This is a genomic window from Prevotella sp. P4-67 (assembly GCF_002251325.1).
GTDB lineage: Bacteria > Bacteroidota > Bacteroidia > Bacteroidales > Bacteroidaceae > Prevotella.
In genome coordinates, this window is sequence record NZ_NPJL01000011.1 from 1 (window position 1) to 20,253 (window position 20,253).

17 protein-coding genes are annotated in these 20,253 nt (G+C 52.0%); 11 read left to right on the top strand and 6 right to left on the bottom strand.

What is annotated here, in order from left to right:
- From CIK92_RS13950 to CIK92_RS00995, 4 genes are all read left to right on the top strand, one after another.
- Nucleotides 1-328: hypothetical protein (locus tag CIK92_RS13950; RefSeq protein WP_216821918.1), on the top strand; the 328-nt coding region annotated here is incomplete at its 5' end.
- 179 nt (nt 329-507) lie between these two features.
- Nucleotides 508-1,935 carry a rhamnulokinase gene (rhaB, locus tag CIK92_RS00985; RefSeq protein WP_094387854.1) on the top strand — a complete coding sequence of 476 codons (1,428 nt, stop codon included), beginning with the start codon at nt 508-510 and terminating at the stop codon, nt 1,933-1,935.
- 7 nt (nt 1,936-1,942) lie between these two features.
- Nucleotides 1,943-3,193: an L-rhamnose isomerase gene (locus CIK92_RS00990; RefSeq protein ID WP_094387951.1), complete on the top strand. Its 1,251-nt coding sequence runs from the start codon at nt 1,943-1,945 to the stop codon at nt 3,191-3,193.
- Between the two features lie 407 nt (nt 3,194-3,600).
- Nucleotides 3,601-4,773: an MFS transporter gene (locus CIK92_RS00995; RefSeq protein WP_094387855.1), complete on the top strand. Its 1,173-nt coding sequence runs from the start codon at nt 3,601-3,603 to the stop codon at nt 4,771-4,773.
- A 443-nt stretch (nt 4,774-5,216) separates the two neighbouring features.
- On the opposite strand, the gene CIK92_RS01000 is transcribed toward CIK92_RS00995, so the two are convergent.
- The 6 genes from CIK92_RS01000 to CIK92_RS01025 form a co-directional block, all read right to left on the bottom strand.
- Nucleotides 5,217-5,510: a helix-turn-helix domain-containing protein gene (locus CIK92_RS01000; RefSeq protein WP_094387856.1), complete on the bottom strand. Its 294-nt coding sequence runs from the start codon at nt 5,508-5,510 to the stop codon at nt 5,217-5,219.
- Between the two features lie 7 nt (nt 5,511-5,517).
- The gene (locus tag CIK92_RS01005) at nt 5,518-7,074 is read right to left on the bottom strand and encodes an RNA-binding domain-containing protein (protein ID WP_094387857.1); all 1,557 of its coding nucleotides are present in this window, start codon (nt 7,072-7,074) and stop codon (nt 5,518-5,520) included.
- A gap of 5 nt (nt 7,075-7,079) precedes the next feature.
- Entirely contained in the window at nt 7,080-8,012 is a 933-nt protein-coding gene (locus CIK92_RS01010; protein WP_094387858.1) for an ADP-ribosylglycohydrolase family protein, read from the bottom strand.
- 12 nt (nt 8,013-8,024) lie between these two features.
- The gene (locus tag CIK92_RS01015) at nt 8,025-8,282 is read right to left on the bottom strand and encodes a hypothetical protein (RefSeq protein WP_022310125.1); all 258 of its coding nucleotides are present in this window, start codon (nt 8,280-8,282) and stop codon (nt 8,025-8,027) included.
- A 213-nt stretch (nt 8,283-8,495) separates the two neighbouring features.
- Nucleotides 8,496-8,870, bottom strand: a complete 375-nt coding sequence (locus tag CIK92_RS01020) for a hypothetical protein (RefSeq protein ID WP_094387859.1) — start codon at nt 8,868-8,870, stop codon at nt 8,496-8,498.
- A gap of 241 nt (nt 8,871-9,111) precedes the next feature.
- Entirely contained in the window at nt 9,112-10,257 is a 1,146-nt protein-coding gene (locus tag CIK92_RS01025) for a hypothetical protein (protein ID WP_144008391.1), read from the bottom strand.
- A gap of 612 nt (nt 10,258-10,869) precedes the next feature.
- Here CIK92_RS01025 and murF point away from each other — a divergent pair.
- From murF to CIK92_RS01065, 7 genes are all read left to right on the top strand, one after another.
- Entirely contained in the window at nt 10,870-12,168 is a 1,299-nt protein-coding gene (gene murF, locus CIK92_RS01035) for a UDP-N-acetylmuramoyl-tripeptide--D-alanyl-D-alanine ligase (protein WP_094387862.1), read from the top strand.
- Between the two features lie 10 nt (nt 12,169-12,178).
- A complete protein-coding gene (locus CIK92_RS01040) occupies nt 12,179-13,303 on the top strand; it encodes a glycosyltransferase family 1 protein (RefSeq protein WP_094387863.1) in 1,125 nt (374 codons plus the stop codon).
- Between the two features lie 449 nt (nt 13,304-13,752).
- Complete coding sequence (locus tag CIK92_RS01045) at nt 13,753-15,984, top strand: GH92 family glycosyl hydrolase (RefSeq protein ID WP_094387864.1); 2,232 nt, start codon at nt 13,753-13,755, stop codon at nt 15,982-15,984.
- 1,050 nt (nt 15,985-17,034) lie between these two features.
- On the top strand, nt 17,035-17,265 hold the full coding sequence (locus CIK92_RS13240; protein ID WP_144289287.1) for a hypothetical protein: 231 nt from the start codon (nt 17,035-17,037) through the stop codon (nt 17,263-17,265).
- Between the two features lie 192 nt (nt 17,266-17,457).
- Complete coding sequence (locus CIK92_RS01055) at nt 17,458-18,120, top strand: PASTA domain-containing protein (RefSeq protein ID WP_094387866.1); 663 nt, start codon at nt 17,458-17,460, stop codon at nt 18,118-18,120.
- 37 nt (nt 18,121-18,157) lie between these two features.
- A complete protein-coding gene (locus tag CIK92_RS01060; RefSeq protein ID WP_022310341.1) occupies nt 18,158-19,231 on the top strand; it encodes an RluA family pseudouridine synthase in 1,074 nt (357 codons plus the stop codon).
- A 12-nt stretch (nt 19,232-19,243) separates the two neighbouring features.
- On the top strand, nt 19,244-20,239 hold the full coding sequence (locus CIK92_RS01065; protein ID WP_022310342.1) for a D-alanine--D-alanine ligase: 996 nt from the start codon (nt 19,244-19,246) through the stop codon (nt 20,237-20,239).
- Nucleotides 20,240-20,253: the final 14 nt, after the last annotated feature.

The window sequence follows — 20,253 nt, forward strand, 5'->3', positions numbered from 1 at the left end:
TTATCTTAAATCTTTCAAAGAACTCTTTCTTCAGCGCTCAGGAGAAGTGTTTCATTCTCGAAAGCGGATGCAAAGGTATAGCTTTTTTCAACACAAACCAAACATTTCAACAAAAAAGTTGAAAATAAACGCAATTTTTTTCGCATATTTTGACAAAAGAGGCCATTTTCGCCCATTTTGTCACGATTTTAGTGGCTCTATAGCCAATCTTCGCGTCATATTCCACCCACGCCAAAAGAGCGGGAAAAACCGCGAAAAGCACCCGAAGGTGCCTCTCGACCCTCATCACGCCCACAGCCACCACCACGACACGACCCGACGCCCATAATCGTCAAACAGGGCACCACCGATACCATTCCCGCGCATCCATCCAGCCCCCACGTGCCTATATATAATATAATAATGTGTAGATATTGTCAAAAACTTATGAATTAAGGTCAAAAAACAAGATGCGCAATGCCAACAATCAGTTAACTTTGCAGAAAAACTAAAAATCTTACATTAATCATGAAGAATAGAAAGTGTTTCTTTGCGGTTGACTTAGGCGCAACCAGCGGAAGAACTATCATAGGCACCCTTGCAGACGGCAAGGTTGCTTTGGAGGAGATTACCCGTTTTGGCAATCCTCTAATCAATGTCAATGGCTTTTTCTATTGGGACCTCTTTGCCCTATATAATGAAATCATCAAGGGACTCAAGACCGTCGCCGAGCGTGGCATTGAGATTACGAGCATAGGTATCGACACCTGGGGATGCGACTTCGTATGCATTGGCGACGACGGCCAGCCTCTGCGCAACCCACTCGCCTACCGCGACCCACACACCATGGGCATGATGGAGCGCTACTTCGAAGAGAAGATTAGCCGCGCCGAGATATATCAGCGCACCGGCATCCAGTTCATGAACTTCAACTCCCTCTTCCAGCTCTACACCATGGGCGAGATGGGCAACGTGGCACTGCGCAATGCCAAGAAGATACTCTTCATGCCCGACGCGCTGAGCTACATGCTCACCGGAAACGCCATCTGCGAATACACCGTAGCCTCGACCTCAGAGATGCTCAACCCCACCACGGGCGACCTTGACGAGCAACTGCTTGAGAGCATAGGATTGAACCGCGAGCAGTTTGGCACACTCACCCACCCCGGCACCATCATCGGCACCATCAACGAGGCCGTGCAGAAGCAGACCGGACTCGGCGCCGTGCCCGTGATAGCCGTAGCCGGACACGACACTGCCAGCGCCGTAGCCGCTGTGCCCGCCAAGGACGAAGAGTTTGCCTACCTCAGCAGCGGCACATGGAGCCTCATGGGTATCGAGTCCAAGAGAGCCATCATCAACGACCGCAGCTACGAGCTCAACTTCACCAACGAGGGCGGCGTAGGCGGAACCACACGTTTCCTCAAGAACATCTGCGGCATGTGGCTCTATGAGCGATGCCGACAGGAATGGTCAGAGCTGCGCCATCTGGGACACCTCGAGCTGCAGAAGGAAGCCTGGGAGATAGAGGACAACGAGAGTTTCATCTTCCCCGACGACCCCTGCTTCACCAATCCCGACTCCATGGTAGCCACCATACAGCAGTATTGCCGCGACCACGGCATGCCCGTGCCCGAAACCCACGGACAGATTATCCGCTGCATCTTCGACTCGCTCGCCCGACGCTACAGCGAGGTGCTGGGCTACCTGCGCGAGTTCAGCGAGACCGACATCAAGGTGCTCCACATCATCGGAGGCGGCTCCAAGAACGACTTCCTCAACCAGCTTACCGCCGACGCTTGCGGCATCACCGTACTGGCTGGCCCACAGGAGGGCACAGCCTTGGGCAACGTGATGCTCCAGGCCAAAGCAGCCGGAGAGGTAGATGACATCTGGCAGATGCGCCATATCATCGCCAACTCGGTAGAGATTAAGAAATATGAACCAAAAAAATAACAAAATCATGAAAGTAGAAACCATTGAACAGAACTATGCCATCGCCAAGGCGCGTTACGCTGAATTTGGCATAGACACCGACAAAGCCATCGCCGAACTCGAGAAGACCCCTATATCACTTCACTGCTGGCAAGCCGACGATGTGACAGGCTTTGAGAGCAACTCGGCTCTTACCGGTGGCATCCAGGCCACAGGCAATTACCCCGGCAAGGCACGCAACATCGACGAGCTGCGTCAGGATATAGAGAAAGTACAGACCCTGCTCGCAGGCAACCATCGCCTCAACCTCCACGAGATTTACGGAGAGTTCGGCGGCAAGTTTGTAGACCGCGACCAGGTAGAAGTTTCCCACTTCCAGGGATGGATTGACTGGGCAAAGGAGCACAACCTGAAGCTCGACTTCAACTCCACCAGTTTCTCCCACCCCAAGAGTGGCGACCTCTCGCTGGCCAATCCCGACAAGGCCATCCGCGACTTCTGGATTGAGCACACCAAGCGCTGCCGCCGCATCGCCGATGCCATGGGTAAGGCACAGGGCGACCCCTGTATCATGAACATCTGGGTTCACGACGGAAGCAAGGATCTCACCGTAGAGCGCTATCGCTACCGCCAGATTCTCAAAGAGAGCCTCGACGAAATCCTCGCCGAAGACCTGCCCCACATGAAGTCCTGTCTCGAAGCCAAGCTCTTCGGCATCGGTCTCGAAGCCTACACCGTAGGTTCTCACGACTTCTTCGCAGGCTATTGCTCCAAGAACAACGCCATCTACACCCTCGACACCGGCCACTACGAGCCCACCGAGAATGTGAGCGACATGGTTTCCAGCCTCCTCCTCTTCGTGCCCGAGCTGATGCTCCACGTGAGCCGCCCCATGCACTGGGATTCCGACCACGTGACACTCTTCGACGACAACACCCGCAACCTCTTCACCGAGCTTGTGCGTGCCAACGCCCTCGACCGTGCCCACATCGGCCTCGACTACTTCGACGCATCCATCAACCGCATCGGAGCCTACGTCATCGGCGTACGTGCAGCCCAGAAGTCTCTGCTCCAGGCATTCCTTGAGCCGCTTGCCACACTGCGCAAGTACGAGGACGACGGCAAGGGCTTCGAGCGCCTCGCCCTCCTCGAGGAGATGAAGACCCTCCCATTCGGCGCCGTATTCGACTACTTCAACCTCAAGAACAATGTGCCTGTAGCCGAGCAGTACATCGCCGAGGTACAGAAGTACGAGCAAGAAGTTCTGTCCAAGAGATAATGCTATATATATAATAAGGTATATAGCGCACTTATCACCCGCCGCATCATCAGTGCGGCAACCACTCACTTCAGGGTTGCAGGTTCCATTCCCGCAACCCTGTTTCTTTTGTTGCCCCCCAAAATCGGTCATCAGACTCCAGCTCATATCCGTGTCGCTTTTGAGCAGATTGTCTCGGTATAGATTGAAGACATGGCAGACTATGCCGAAACACAAACAGAGGGAAGATGCCAAAAGAGAACTGACTCATGGACAAAGGTTCACCACACTCCATTCTGTATACCAGCCGCCCTATGAGCATTATCCCGCCACTTTAGCGTGGCAGCGATAAAAAATCGCTAAGAACAATGTAATTAAAGAACTTTGTAGTATTTTTGCTGTCCCAAAGGAACAAGAAACAGACGCAAATGATACAGCTAAAAGAAAATCAAGGTATTCCCCGCAATATTCTCCTGATGATGGCCATCATCGCAGGACTCACAGTAGCCAACTGCTACTACAACCAACCGCTGCTCGAACTAATCCGTCACGACATAGGCATTACCGAGCAGAGCGCCAACCTCATCACCGTGATTACGCAGATAGGCTATGCGCTTGGCCTATTCTTCCTCATTCCCCTGGGCGACATGTTTTCACGCAAGAGACTCATCCTTGTCAATATGAGCATCGCTGCCGTGATGGCCATCGTGATGGCAGTGGCACAAAACGTGTGGATGCTCTGGGGGGCTTCGTTGCTGATAGGAGCCTGTTCCGTGATTCCACAGTTCTTCATCCCGATAGCAGGACAGTTTTCTGCACCCAAGAACAAGAGCAGGAATATGGGCTTTGTACTATCCGGATTACTGACGGGCATCCTTACCTCACGGGTGATTAGCGGCTACATCGGCGAATGGCTGGGATGGCGCGAGATGTTTATTATCGCCGCCTTCGTGATGCTCATCTGCATGGGCGTGATGCTATTGATGATGCCAGAGATGAAACGCAACTATGAAGGTACTTATAGAGGACTAATGAGCACCATGGCAGAGATTATCGTTCTCCACCCCTCGGTACGCATCTACTCCATCCGTGCCGCCTTTGGTTTCGGCAGCATGATGGCCATATGGTCGTGCCTCGCCTTTCATCTTGCCCAACCACCTTTCAGGGCAGGAAGCGACATGGTAGGGATGCTCGGACTCTGCGGCATCATGGGTGCCGTGGCGGCAAGTGGCATAGGCAAACAGGTCCCTAAGTTCGGCATTCGTAAATTCAGTCTGTTCGGAGCAGGCATGCAGATTATGGCCTGGGGAATAGCCTTGCTCTTCGGCGACACCTACGCAGGGCTCATCGCAGCCATCATCCTGGTCGACATAGGATTGCAATGTCAGCAACTCAGTAATCAAAGCGAATGCCTGCAAGAGATTCCGCATGCTTCCAACCGTGCCAACACCATCTTCATGACCACATATTTTATAGGTGGTTCACTCGGTACATTCTGTGCCGGATATTTATGGAACCGAGCCAACTGGTTAGGCGTATGCATTGTGGGCATTACCTTTGCCTTCATATCATTAGCCATCACTCTAAGCAACAGGAAATAGAGGTTCATCTGTAGCGCCGACAGCCCGTGTTTCCAATGCCAGCGAGCGGAGCTCAAAAAACATCAAGACAAAGCAGAAGTTACATGGTACATATCTTAGCTACGCTGTAAGTGCTGGTTGGGGGGGGGTACATATCATGGCTACCCTGTAAGTGTTGCGATTCCCCAGCCCAGGGTTTCTTGTATCATGCACTATAGATTTGACATATTGGCTGATGTTTTCGGTTATTACAGTGGCATAATTAGACTAAAAAATCTGTTTTATGCAACTAACAGCCTATAAAGTATTTATTCTCACCCTTGAACCAGTATATACTTTGTAAGTATCTGTAAATCAAAAGAAACTTTACGGCATCAAGCATAAATGATACCATAAAGTTCCCATTGTATGCAAGAAATCAATCTTGCGTTGTTTATATCAGAAGATGAATTGTTTGCTGCAAGTTAGCGATTAACATCCATTAACTCGTCTTTTGCTGTTTCAATGGCTGTAAGTTTCAATTCGTCTTCACCCTCCAAAGCATCCAATACTTTGTCGGCAAGCCAAAGGGTGAGCATTTCCTTTTCGTCCACTTTGAAGTATGTTGCCATTTGAATTACTTGGCATCTTTTTGCTCGTCTGTCCCCGCGTTCAATCTTGCTGAACATGGGTGTGTCTATTTCTAAGTATGCAGCCACTTGACGCTGCAATATTCCTTGTTCGTCTCTAAGAGACCTTATCTTGTTTCCTAATAACATATCCGTTTTATTCTTTGTCTAATATTACGATTTCCCAATAGCCTCCATATCTACCACCTGTTCGTTTAATCTTGCCTAATTCACGAAGTTTACGTATTTGCTTCTCAACTCCTCGTGAAGACATATTCAATTGCATTGCGATTTCAGCGGCTGTTATATGTGGGTCTTGTTTTATAATATCTATAATCAAGTCCTTTGTTTCCGAACTTCTTTCCGAACTTTTCGTTTTTGTTTCCGAACCTCTTTCCGAACCAAGTATGTCTGTTTCCGAACTGTTGCTATTCGTTTCTGAACTTTCACGACATCCTTCATGAACAGGAATAGTAACCAAGAACGTCAAGCGGTCATCTGTAGTTTCAAAGATGGCACGTGGTGAACCATTCTCTGCTAACTTTGTTTGTATTGTTGGAACACCAGTTGAGCGACCCTCTGTAAGGTCAAGTTCTTTTAAGAAATCACCCAAACGACGGTTACGATAGCGACGGCTTTTTAGCATATCGCCCTTTTCTATATCCTCCTTGGAGATGCTTCTGTCAGGTCCAGGACAATTGAGTATAGAGATTCCGCTTGGTTCAATGGTAATCTCTATTGGTTCATGCTGCAAGAAATCTCTGTGATATACAGAGTTTACAACTGCTTCCTCAATAGCATCGTATGGATAGTTCCAAAAACGTTCTGCCTCCTGCCTACCGGAAATCTTACGCACATGCTCTTTGAGTACATTGCTCTTGATGTAATCCATTGTCTGTTTTATCATCTGCGGAACACTGCCTTTGAATGTAACTTCTGTGAAATTGTTTGGATCATTCATCTTTCCGTTAGGGAATGTCACTACATCAATCTGAGTGTAAGGGAAGAACTTGCTTGGATTCTCGCAGAACATCATGGCTACCACATTGCGAAGCAAACGGTTTTCTTTTGGTCCTGTGTACAGTTCCATTTGGTCAAGTATGGTAGAAAGCGGAGTCGTTATCACATCATCAGCCAGTTTGCTACCCACTTTGACAAGATAATCACGAAGAAGCACCAGAGAAATATCTTCCAACTGGATGTCGCTATTGCCTCGTTCATCAAAAGGCACACGATTAGCCAACTCTCGCAATTCAACGAGAACTTCACCCCTTGCCTCAATGCTACTTGTACCACTGCGGATGTAGAAGTATTCTTTGGTTCCTTTCGCCGTTACATTTACAGGTACAGAATAAGGGCGATAACTACCAGCAGGACACCATATCACTATCAACTGTTTCCCATCTACCTCCTCTACAGAAGTGCGAGGTAAATAGTATGGAGCCATTTTGTTGTTGTAGCCTACCATCTCCTGCAAGATATTGTCTATCTTTTCCATTGGCACACCATCTACTGGGCGAATTGCCATACCAGTCTTGTCGTCAGTATCGACACCAACGATAATATATCCACCGCCAAGATCGTCAAAGTCATTGGCGAAAGCACATATACTGTGATATATACTTCCTGGATTCCAACCTTTCTTGAACTCAATGCGGTTGGATTCTATTTTCTGCTTGTTAAGCAGGTCGTTTATGTTTATTGCAAGTGCCATATAATTTACTTTATACAAATGTTCAAAAGGCTATCTATTGTTTTGTCAAAAGTCTCTTTATACAAGAGACCTTTAATATATTCTGTCGGAATAGATGAATAACCATATTTTGCTCCGAGTATGGCACACGCCACGGCTGCGTTTGTATCAGCATCGCCTCCCGCATTCACCACAGCGAGAAGCCCATCAACAAATGAAGTAGCATGTCGATAAGCCCAAAGAGCCACGGACAATGTAACTAAGGTATAGCCCATGTGGTCATAGTCTACCAAATTATTAATATTTGATTCACACCACGCTTTGTACACGTATTCACAGATTTCTGCATCATATAACTGTGCCAAACTTTTTATTTGAAATAATGTTGGCGGTTGTATACCATAAACCAATGCGTGTATAAGTTCAGATACAATTACACATGAGCCGACACATCTTGGATCGTAATGGGTGAGCCGACAGATATTCTCAGCACAAGTCCTTATTTCTTTCGGGAAAAGTCCGACTACTGAGGTACGCATCAGCCCACCATTTGCTGCAGACTGATACTTGCTCATTTCCCATACCTTGTGGGATACATCAAACGGATGCTCCACATAGTCGCCAATCATCAGCACCTTATAGGTATTTTCTCCAATACCCATAGGAGTGCCATTGGCCCAGCCTTTGAAGTGCTGGGCGATGTCGTAAAAATTAACACCCTTGTCTTCAATGACCGCATCAGCAATGCAGAGCATCATGTCGGTATCGTCCGTCCAGCCGCCGATCTCCCATCGTTTCCGATGTCTGTCTTGGTATATCTGCTTGTAGTGTTGTAGTCCATGAGGATATTTCCAAGCGATATCCTCATCTGTCATGAATTCCGTCCCCAATCCGAGTGCATCGCCTATGGCTTGACCATAAAGGCAACCTCTAAATCTGTCAATTGTTTTATGCTCCATAGTCGTATGTATCTAAATTTCTATATAATCATCTCTTTTCAACAGAGGAAGTTCTTCAAGGATGACAACATACTCTCCATTTACCAAATAATAATCTATTCGGTCATCCACAACTTTGGTAAGATAGAGATGGAACACACTAATGCCATCATCCTCCATCTGCCATTCGTCTTTAGGAACAAGGAAATATCCATCTCCAATCGAGTTGTTTTGATAGTCTGATTTTCTTACTACTAAAACATCTTCATTCGTGTCATACATTCGTATCATATAAATGTAAAACTTTCTATGGTATAATATCGTTACTTTTAAATAGTTATGTGTAAAATGTTTTTTATGTTTTACTTTTGACACTGGAGAAATCTTTAAGATTCTGTAATGGACTTCCTGCTAAAAGAATATTATTGATTTTAATATTGTTTGCAGAATATACAACCTCAAGAATATCCTTCTTCAAAAGTTTCTGTTGTTTGTATTTTTCAATTACCAAAATCTATGATCCGTACTAATATCATCACCAGAGAAATCGAATCGTTTTTTTTGCAATCTATTGACATACCTTATATTTCGTTCATCTTGATTTTTGGGATATTTTTGCAAATCATCTGCATATATGCTTACATACACCGAATTATCAAACAATTTATGAATACCATCTCCAAAATACTTCCAGAATGATTTTGTATAGTGATTTTTGAATTCATTACTAATTTCTGTCCGAACTATCCATACGCTTCTGTTATCTTGCGATTGACTCAATACTCCTCCGTGAAATAAAGCTATTTTAGAAATTTTAGCAAGCAACATTTCTTCTGTCATCGGAATGTTACCTAAGTTTAAAAATATAAGTATTTTCATTTTAAGTTGTGTTAAGATAGGAAACTAATACCTATAATATTGTTCTTTGTTGTAACAATATCAAGGTTTAATCGATATCAACAGACTTTCTTTTATAGGAATTGTCATTTATTGACTACAAAGATAAAGAATCTTATTCAGACGAAAGAATAAATCATTGGAAATCTTTATTCTGGCATCACATTTCTGTAATTTGAGGCGATTTGTGGTAATTAACGCTACAAATCGCCTCTCATTGTCATTATCTGGATAAACCTTGTGACTTCTTTTTTGGTGGTGCTCCTAATCCAAACTTCTGTGTTCCGTCCCAATTCGTGAGTTGGTCAGCACAACCATTGGAGCCACCGAGTGAAACGTATGTATCTGCGCTGCAAGACATGTAGTTAATGAACGAAAGGAAGTTCTGAATGAGGGGTTCGGTATAAACAACCTCATCGGTAGCAAAGAGTTTTGTCCAGTGTGCGACACATTCTCTCCGATAGTTGCCACAACCATTCCAATCCATGCTCGCGAGAAATCTTTCAACTGCAAATTTTGCTCCTTGTGGAGAGCGAAGCGCAATGTTGGTTTTTGTGGCAGTAGCCATAATACCATAATAGATTGCTTTGGTTTCTTTCTCATAGAAATCTATTCTGCTTGATTGCGAAAAGGCTTGAAGCTGTTCATGACCTTCACTAATAATACGGTCAAGTACACCTTGGTATCTGTCTTGCCTTGCCTGTTCCTCACGTTTTGCCTCCGCTTCTTGCTCCTTGCGGTCTTCCACACGTTTAACAGCTTCAATTAGTTCAAGCTGTTTTGTCAAGTCGTTCCAATGAAGAACCAAGATTTTGTATTTCTCCCATAGAGTATTGTAATCAGTCTTGAGTTTTGTAATGTCCTCGTTTTTTGAGACTAATTGGGTATTAAGCCTTTCAATAACAACATCCTTTTGAGCCGTTACTCGTCTGACAGCATTTTCGTCAAGCTGCGATATGTGTTGCTTCACTTTTGCATTTTCAGCCTTTAGCACTTCATTCTCATTCTGCAATGCCTTATTCTCAATAATCAGTTTGTTGAGTTGCTGCATATAGTAAGTGTAAGTTTTGTTGACAGATGCTCGTATACCATTATTCTGCTTGTCACGTTCAGCGTTGATGGCAACGACAAGAGTCTTAATAGCATCATTGATGTTTGTTGTCCGTTCCTCTCGCCAAGTCTTTTGTCCGATAAGTGCAGGAATAGGAATGGCAAGTTCTTTCTTAACGGCATCCATTGCCTCTTGAACAGGTGTCTTGATATTGAGAAGAGGGAAGGTGAGCTCTTGCTTGTCAACAGTGGCAAGAACAGCGTATTTCTCTACCTTGTCAAGAGCAGCTTTCGCCTGTCGCTCGGCTTCGAGAACCACCTTGTTTCTTATGCCTTCGTCCTCGTTTCTCCTCCTCGGACAATTCATTGTAAGGGATGCCGCGTGCAAGACCATACTTGCGGCCTACCTCATTGTGATAGTCTGTATGAAGTTGCGAGAGATAATCTCCCCATTTCTTGCTTCGATGTAGTAGGTATCCTTCTGCAACTCATCAAGTTGCAACTTAGGGTTAAGGTGCGCAACGCCTCTACCCAGGGTACACACACCACGAATACGGCTACCCTGTAAGTGTTGCGATTAGCCGAAGGCGTCATCCATAGCAGCCTGGCGCGACGCTTGGTGGCGGCAGATATCAGAGAGTGTACTCTCGGCAACATCCACCCCCACGCACCGCCGCATAGGGCGGAGCCCTGAAAAGAATCAAGACTTTTTGCGGCATCTTCGCCCCTGCAGGCGGCACGGCGAGAGAACGCCTTATGCACCGCAGCCCCACCTTATTTATATATACCCATCCACAGCCTACATCCGCGCCGGCGGGCATCATCTCCACGCCAATAGAGACTATCGTCTGCACCGTGCGCACATTTTTCGGTCCGTTGTGGTTCAAGGTAAAATATTTTTTGTACTTTTGCGATGTAAATGACATAAGCTATGGATAGCAGACAATTATACCAATTGTACCAACAACACCCCACCGTAACCACCGACAGCCGCAACTGTCCGGAGGGAAGCATCTTCATCGCGCTCAGGGGCGCCTCGTTCGACGGCAACCTTTTCGCCGACGCCGCTCTCGACAAGGGCTGTGCCTATGTGGTGATAGACAACAAGGAATACTATAAGGACGACGGCCGACACATCCTGGTCGACGACTGTCTGACCACCTTCAAGGAGCTGGCACGCGAGCACCGCCGCCAGTTCGACATCCCCGTGATAGGCATCACAGGCACCAACGGCAAGACCACTACCAAGGAGCTCGTATCGGCTGTGCTCGCCGAGCGCTACTGCGTGATGCACACCGAAGGCAACTTCAACAACGATGTGGGAGTGCCCAAGACGCTGCTGCGACTCAACGACACCCACGAGATAGCCGTAGTGGAGATGGGCGCATCCCATCCCGGAGACATCCGCGCACTGGTCGAGTATGTCGAGCCCACCTGCGGCATGATTACCAATGTGGGCCGAGCCCACCTGCAGGGCTTCGGCTCGTTCGAGGGCGTGATGGCCACCAAGGGCGAACTCTACGACTTCCTCGCTGCCCACCACTGCCAGACCTTCATCGACGCCGCCAACCCCTACCTCACCGCCATGGCCGCCGAGCGCCATCTCGACGACACCATGACCTACTCTGCCGACGCCGCAAGCCATGCCGACGTAATGGGAAGGGTGGTTAGCAGCGCCCCGTTCCTCTGCTTCGAGTGGACCCACGGCGCCACCTACCGCGTGCAGACCCACCTCATAGGCACATACAATATCACCAACATGCTGGCAGCCATCACCATCGGACTCCGCTTCGGCGTGAGCCCCGAGCAGATATGCCATGCTCTCGAGCACTACATCCCGAGCAACAACCGCTCCCAGCTCACCGTGACCCAGCGCAACTCGCTCATCGTGGATGCCTACAACGCCAACCCCACCAGCATGAAGGCGGCGGTAGACAATTTCGCCTTCATGCAGGTAGACCACAAGATGGCCATCCTCGGCGACATGCGCGAACTGGGAGCCGCCTCCCACGAGGAGCACCAACGCATAGTAGACCACATAGCCTCTCTCGGACTCAAGGATGTGTGGCTCGTGGGCGAAGAGTTTGCCCATACCGACACCGCGTATCGCAAGTTTGCCGATGTGGAGGAGGTCAAGCAAGCCCTCGCCGACAACGACATACGCGACCATTATATCCTCATCAAGGGCAGCAACGGCATACGTCTCTACGAGTTGCCTCCACTGCTTTAACACCGACAACATGAAAATAGGACTTGACGCCAAACGCATCGTGCGCAACGGCACGGGGCTGGGCAGCTACGGACGCAATCTGGCCAACGACCTCGCGGGCATCATCGATGCCGACACCCGTCTGCTGCTCTACGCACCCGACGCCGGACGCGACGACCTGCGCACCCAGGTACGCACCACCGCCAATATGGACTTTGTCTACCCCCGCGGCCACATGCCCAAGTGGCTCTGGCGCTCGTGGGGCATCGTGGGCGACCTGCGCCGCGACGCCGTAGACCTCTATCATGGACTCTCGGGCGAGCTGCCACTGGGCATCCACCGCAGCGGCATCCGCACGGTGGTCACCATCCACGACCTCATCTTCATGCGACATCCCGAGTACTACAACCGGGCCGATGTGAAGATATACACATGGAAGTTCCACCGCACCATAGCCCAGGCAGACCGCATCATAGCCATCAGCGAGTGCACCAAGCGCGACATCATGCACTACGGACACGTAGACCCCGACCGCATCGAGGTTATCTACCAGAGCTGCAGCACCCACTTCAAGTTGCGCGAGAGCGATGCCAAGCTCCAGGATGTGCACGCCCGCTACGTGCTGCCCAGCCGTTACATCATCAACGTGGGCACCGTGGAGCGACGCAAGAACATACTGCTGGCGGTGAAGGCGCTGCAGCACATAGACGATGTGGCGCTGGTCATCGTGGGCCGGCAGACCGACTATGCGCAGGAGGTCAAGGACTACATCGCCGCCCACGGACTGGGCGACCGGGTGCGCTGGCTCAGCGGTGTGCCCAATGCCGATCTGCCCTCGCTCTACCAGATGGCAGAGGCGTGTGTCTACCCCTCGCGCTACGAGGGTTTCGGCGTGCCCATCATCGAAGCCATCCAGAGCGGGCTGCCTGTAGTGGGCTGCACGGGCAGTTGTCTGGAAGAGGCGGGAGGACCCGACTGCCTCTACGTAGACCCCGATGACGACCGAGCCATGGCCCATGCCATCAGCCAGGTGCTCGTGGGAGCTCCTGGGCGCGACGAGCGCATAGCCCGCAGCATGGAATATGTAGCCCGGTTTGAGGGCAACAACGTGGGCGCCCAGGTGCTCGATGTCTATCGCCGCGTCATCCGGGGATAGACCGCGTCCCGACCGCTCACCCCCATCTTGAGCCTCGCCGATGCTCGCTCGGGCGTACCCAAGCCCACCACAGATACGATTATCATCACGTTTGCAGATGCCACGAGCCATCTGCAAACGTGTTTTTTTTATCCCCCACGGTCATCAGACTTTGCCCCTCGCCGTTTGAGCGGCAGCCCTGCTCCACCGGCCGTCCCTTGCCCTTCGTCCCGTCTGTCCTCGCTTCGTCGTCAGCCACGGTTGCCGCCCCGCAGCAGCCGTCATGCCGCCCGCGCCACAGCCCTGCGCCCACGCCCCTCGGCGCGTAGCGTGCCGAGGGTGGGGCTGTGGTTTTTAGGCTGTTGGCTGCAATATTTGTCCGCGTCCGCAGTTTTTCAGCCACCGTCTTCGCCGTTGTCCTTACTTTTTTTTATATTTGCACCATATTATATATATAGACAGTTACCATTATGAAAATCATCAAGCACTGCATGTTAGCGTTGGCACTCATGGCCGCCATGCCCTCATGGGCACAGACCGACGAGGGCGTGACGCGTTATGTCAACCCGTTTATCGGCACCGGCCAGGTAGATGCCCACAGCCTCAAGGGCGGCAACTTCCCCGGCGCCACCACTCCCTTTGGCATGGTCCAGCTGAGCCCCGAAGAGTTTGTATGCCCCAATGGCGACGGCGCGTCGGGCTACGACTACAGCCTGAACACCATCTACGGCTTCGCCCACACCCATCTGAGCGGCACCGGCTGTGTAGACCTGCTCGACGTGATGATGCAGCCATCGGTAGAGCCCATCACCCGTCTGCAGGGCGAAGACCTCTACCCCGCCACCTTCAGCCACGACAACGAGAAGGCCTCCGTGGGATATTATGCGGTTCGCTTCGACGGTTCTGGCATCAACACCGAGCTCACCGCCACCACCCGCACGGGCATGACCCGCATCACCTATCCCGCAGGCAAGCCCCAGACGCTGGCGTTCGACATGAGTCACGCCGGGCAGAACCGTGGCGGCGACCGCAAGACCATCATCTTCAATTCGCAGCTGCGCCTCGTCAACGCCACCACGCTGGTGGGCTACCGCATGCTCAGTGGATGGCAGAAGGCGCGCAAGGTCTATTTCTACGCCCAGTTCTCACGCCCCGTAGTGGCAAAGACATTCCGCCAGGGCAAGGAGGTCTATGTAGACGGCGACGTGGCCAACGGCCGCGACACCCGCTGCTTCCTCGACTTCGGCGCGTCGAACGAACCCCTCATCGTCAAGGTGGCACTCTCGCCCGTGAGCGTAGACAATGCCCGCGAAAACATGGAGGCCGAGAACCCCGGATGGAGTTTCGAGGCTGTCCAGCAGCAGGCAGTGGCAGCCTGGGAGAAGGAGCTCGCCAACATACGCATCGACGGCACCGACGACCAGAAGGCCATCTTCTACACCGGCCTCTACCACGCCTATATCCAGCCCAACACCGTCTCCGATGTCAATGGCGCCTACACCCGCTCCGACTTCACCGACGCGCGTTTGCCCGAGGGCGAGACCCACTACAGCACCTTCTCCCTCTGGGACACCTTCCGTGCCTGCAACCCGCTTTATGCACTGCTCAAGCCCGAGCGAGTGGGCGATATGGTCAAGAGCATGCTGCGCCAGTACGACGTCTATGGCTATCTGCCCATCTGGCAGCTGTGGGGGTCTGAAAACTACTGCATGATAGGCAACCACGCCATACCCGTGATGGTCGACGCAGCCCTCAAGGGCCTGCCCGGAGTCGACGCCGAGCGCGTCTACGAGGCTGTGCGCGGCACCTCGATGCGCGAGCACCGCCAGTCGCCATGGAAGTTGCTCGAGCAGTATGGCTATCTGCCCGAGACACGACAGATAGAGTCAGTCTCCATCACGCTCGAGAACGCCTTCGACGATGCCTGCGTGGCGCGACTCGCCAAGCACCTGGGCAAGATGGACGACTATGAATACTTCAACCGCCGTGCCCACCTCTACCGCAACCTCTACGACGAGAAGACTGGTTTCTTCCGCGCCAAAGACGAGAACGGCAAGTGGATGGAGCCATTCAATCCATACACCTACCGACCCAAGGGCATGCACCCCTATGCCGAAGGCAACGCCTGGCAGTACAACTTCTTCGTGCCCCACGATGTGCCCGACATGATAGCACTCATGGGTGGCAACAAGAAGTTTGAGAAGGAGCTCGACCACCTCTTCGCCGACACCACCCGAGTGGACCTCGACGGCGGCGGCAATGCCAGCGGATTTATAGGGCAGTACGCCCACGGCAACGAGCCCAGCCACCACTGCGCATACCTTTACAACTGGGTCGGCGCAGACCGCAAGGCACAGTATTACACCAACAAGGTAATGACCGAGCAGTACTTCAACCGCATCGACGGCTACTCGGGCAACGAGGACTGCGGACAGATGTCGTCATGGTACATCTGGTCGAGCATGGGTTTCTACCCCGTAGACCCCGCGTCGGGCGTATACAGCTTCGGCTCGCCCCAGCTGCGCCGCGCAGACATCACCCTCGCCAACGGCAAGACCTTCACCGTAAAGACCAACCGCCGCGGCGCCGACGACTGCTACATCAAGGCGGTCAAGCTCAACGGCAAGAAGTATAAGAAGAACTACATCACCTACGCCGACATCATGGCAGGTGGCACCCTCGAGTTTGTCATGGGCAAGTAGTCTTCCAGAGTCATAGCCAGGGGCAATAGCCCCTGAATCGCCCCCAACTGAAGCCCCTCCCCAACCCTCCCCAAGGGGCGGGAGTCCTATCCCGCTGTGTTTAAGGCACTTGGATGGCGCTCCTTCCCCATGTGAAAGGTCGGGAGGGGCTTCTGTTGGTACTCCTTCACCTTGAAGAAGGCTGGGATAGGCCAGCAGTTGGTGCTCCTTCCCCTTGGGAAGGCTGGGATGGGGCTTCCGTTGTAGCTCCATCCCCTTGAAGAAGGCTGGGATAGGCCAGCAGTTGGAGCTCCTTCCACTTGAAGAAGGCTGGGATAGGGGCTTCCGTTGTAGCTCCATCCCCTTGAAGGGACTTTAGGAGGGTTGGAATGGGGCTTGATGTGGAACTCCCGCCCCTTGGGGATGGTTCGGGGAGGGGCTTACACAAGCTGCGGCAACTCTGTAGGAGTTGCGATTCCCCAGCCCAGGGTTGCGGGCGAAGCACGCTACCCTGGGTATCCACCCCACCATCCATGCAACGCTGTAAGTGTTGCGTTTAGCCGTAGGCGTTACCCCCAGGGGAAAATTATCCAATGTTCCTAACCCGAGAACGTTCCCTCATGGCAAAATTATCATAAAATATAAACCGGGAAAACCTCGCTGCGGGTAACGCCTACGGCTAATCGCAACTCCTTCAGAGTAGCTTTATCTTTTATCATTGTACCCAGAGTAGAGGCGCTGCGCACCTCAACCCTGGGCTATGAAATCGCAACTCCTACAGAGTTGCCAAGGGTGCGCACCATCCTCTCACCGCACCCCACGAGCACCCCCACAACCCGACAGACCAACCCATCACACCCCACGGACACCCACACGCCCCGACCAACCAACCCATCACACCCCACGGACACCTACACGCCCCAACCGACCAACCCGTCACACCCCACGGACAACCACACACCCCGAACAACCAACCCATCACACCCCACGGGTGCCCCCACAACCCTACCAACCAACTCTGTGCACCCCATGACCATCGCCACAATTTTTCTGATGACCTCTACGAAAATTATGACCATCTCCACAAAATTTCTGATGACCTCCACAAAAATTATGACCATCTCTGCGACGCTGGAGACCACCTCTACAAATTTCCTGACCAACTCCGCCGGCTCGTATCGTCCGAAACGTGTGTACGTGCCTTCCGAAACGCGTGTCCGTGCCTTCCGAAACGCGCATCCGCGCCATACGATACGAGCCAGCGAAGTGGCTTTTGGCATTACTATCGGCGTCTTCGGATGATGCTAAACGCCATGGCGGCCTTCTCGAACTCACCAATATTAAAAATAAAGGAGATTTATTTTGTAATATCTTCGGTTTGCACACTTTACGGCGAAGCCGTGAAGTTAGGCGGCACCTCAATAGTAAAAATAAAGGAGATTTATTTTGTAATATCTTCGGTTTGCACTAACTTTGTGCAGAAAATTACGACAGATGAATTCATCCGATATTATTGGCAAATTGAAAAGCCGTTATCTGTGGGGCAACCTTTGCGCTATGGCACTGGTGGTGCTGGCATTGGTGATAGGGGTGAAGTTCGCCCTCGACGCCTATACCCATCATGGCGAAGCCATAACCGTGCCCAACCTGAAGGATAAGCGTTTTGCCGACGCCGACCGTATCATGGCCGACCTCAATCTGGTGATGGTGGTCAACGATACCGGCTATGTCAAGACTCTCCCTCCCGACTGCATCCTGAGCCAGTCGCCTGCAGCGGGCGACAAGGTAAAGTCGGGACACGTAATCTATGTCACCATCAACTCGCTGCATACCCCAACCCTCACCATTCCCGACGTGATAGACAACAGTTCGCTGCGCGAAGCTATGGCGCGACTCTCTGCCATGGGCTTCAGGCTCGGCACACCCCAACGCGTGCCCGGCGAGAAGGACTGGGTCTATGGCATCACCGTACACGGACGCCATGTGTCGGCGGGCGACCGCGTGGCTGTCGACGACCCGATAGTGGTACAAGCTGGCAGCGGCATGGTAGACGAAGCCGACTCCATCAACTTTATCGACCCGTTTGACGAGAACGAGTCGGCGGGCGAGGTGGACGAATTTGAAGAGGTCAAAGCTCCGCCGACGGCAGCCGAATAGGCTCGGGGGCTACACCTTATTATATATATAAAGCATAATGACAGACGAAGACATCAACCTGCAAGATATAGACGAACTCGAAGGCGAACCCCAGCTCTACGAGCACTTCAGATTTGTCGTGGACAGCGGCCAGGAGCCGCTGCGCATAGACAAGTATATGCTCGAAAAGCTGCAGCACTCGAGCCGCAACCGCATACAGCGTGCCGCCGATGCCGGTTTTGTGCATGTCAACGACCGCCCCGTGAAGCGCAACTATCGCGTGCGCCCGGGCGATGTGGTCACGCTCATGCTCGACCGTCCGCGCCACGACACCTCTATCGAGGCCGAGGACATACCACTCGATGTGGTCTATGAAGACAGCCAGCTGATGGTGGTCAACAAACCCGCCGGTCTCGTGGTTCACCCCGGCGTGGGCAACTTCACGGGTACGCTGGTCAACGCCCTCGCCTGGCATCTGCGCGATGTCGAGGGCTACGACCCCAACGACCCCGAGGTGGGTCTGGTGCATCGCATAGACAAGGATACGAGCGGTCTGCTGGTGGTAGCCAAGACTCCCGACGCCAAGACCAAGCTGGGACTGCAGTTCTTCAACAAGACTACACATCGCAGCTACAATGCCCTGGTGTGGGGAAACGTCAAGGACGACGAAGGACGCATCGAAGGCAACATCGGGCGCGACCCTAAAGACCGTCTGCGCATGGCTGTATTTGCGCCAGACTCGGGCATTGGCAAGCCCGCCGTGACCCACTACCGCGTCATCGAGCGGTTTGGCTACGTCACCCTCATCGAGTGCATTCTCGAGACCGGTCGCACCCACCAGATACGCGCCCACATGCGGTCGATAGGCCATCCCCTCTTTGCCGACGAGCGCTACGGTGGCATGGAAATCCTGCGCGGCGAGCGCAGCGCCTCCTACCGCGCCTTTGTGCAGAACTGCTTCTCACTCTGTCCGCGGCAGGCACTCCACGCCCGCACACTGGGCTTTGTGCATCCCACCACGGGCAAGCAGATGGACTTCACGTCTGAATGGCCTGAAGACATGCGCCAGCTCATCGAGAAGTGGCGTACGTTTATCGCAGGAACAACCAAAAATACTTTTGCAGAAAACTAAACAAGGATAAAGATGAAAGAACTGAAAAGAAACATCGCCATCGTTTGCGGCGGCGACTCATCAGAGCACGATGTCTCAATGCGCTCGGCACAGGGCATCTATTCGTTTTTCGACAAAGAACGTTACAATGTATATATCGTGGATGTCAAAGGACAGGACTGGCACGTGCAGCTCGCCAATGACACCACTGCACAGATAGACAAGAACGACTTCACCTTCGTATGCGACGGCAAGGTCGTCGAATTTGACTACGCCTACATCACCATCCACGGCACCCCCGGCGAGAACGGACTGATGCAGGGCTACTTTGACCTGCTCCATGTGCCCTACTCCACCAGCGGCGTGCTGGTCGAGGCAATGACCTTCGACAAGTATGTGCTCAACAACTATCTGAGAGGCTTCGGCGTCAACGTGGCCGACAGCATCCTGGTGCGCCGTGGCGAGGAGATCGACGAGAACGAGGTGGCACGCCGTCTGGGTATGCCCTGCTTTGTCAAGCCCGCTGCCGACGGTTCGAGCTTCGGCGTGTCGAAGGTGAAAGAGCCCGACCAGCTGGCTGCCGCACTGCGCGTGGCATTCATGGAGAGCAACGAGGTGATGATAGAGCGCTATATGCAGGGCACAGAGATAAGCATAGGCTGCTACAAGACCAAGGAGAAATCGGTGGTATTCCCCGCTACCGAGGTGGTGACGAGCAACGAGTTCTTCGACTACGCCGCCAAGTACAACGGTCAGGTGCAGGAGATTACGCCTGCCCGCATAGCCGACGCCACCGCCAAAGCCGTGGCCGAGGAGACCAGCCGCATCTATGACATCCTGCACTGCAACGGCATCATCCGCATCGACTATATCATCACCAAGGATGCCGAGGGCAACGACTGCATCAACATGCTCGAAATCAACACCACACCCGGCATGACCGCCACCAGCTTCATCCCACAGCAGGTGCGCGCCGCCGGCCTCGACATCACCCAGGTACTGAGCGAGATTGTGGAGAACCAGTTCTAACCTACAGAACTTCC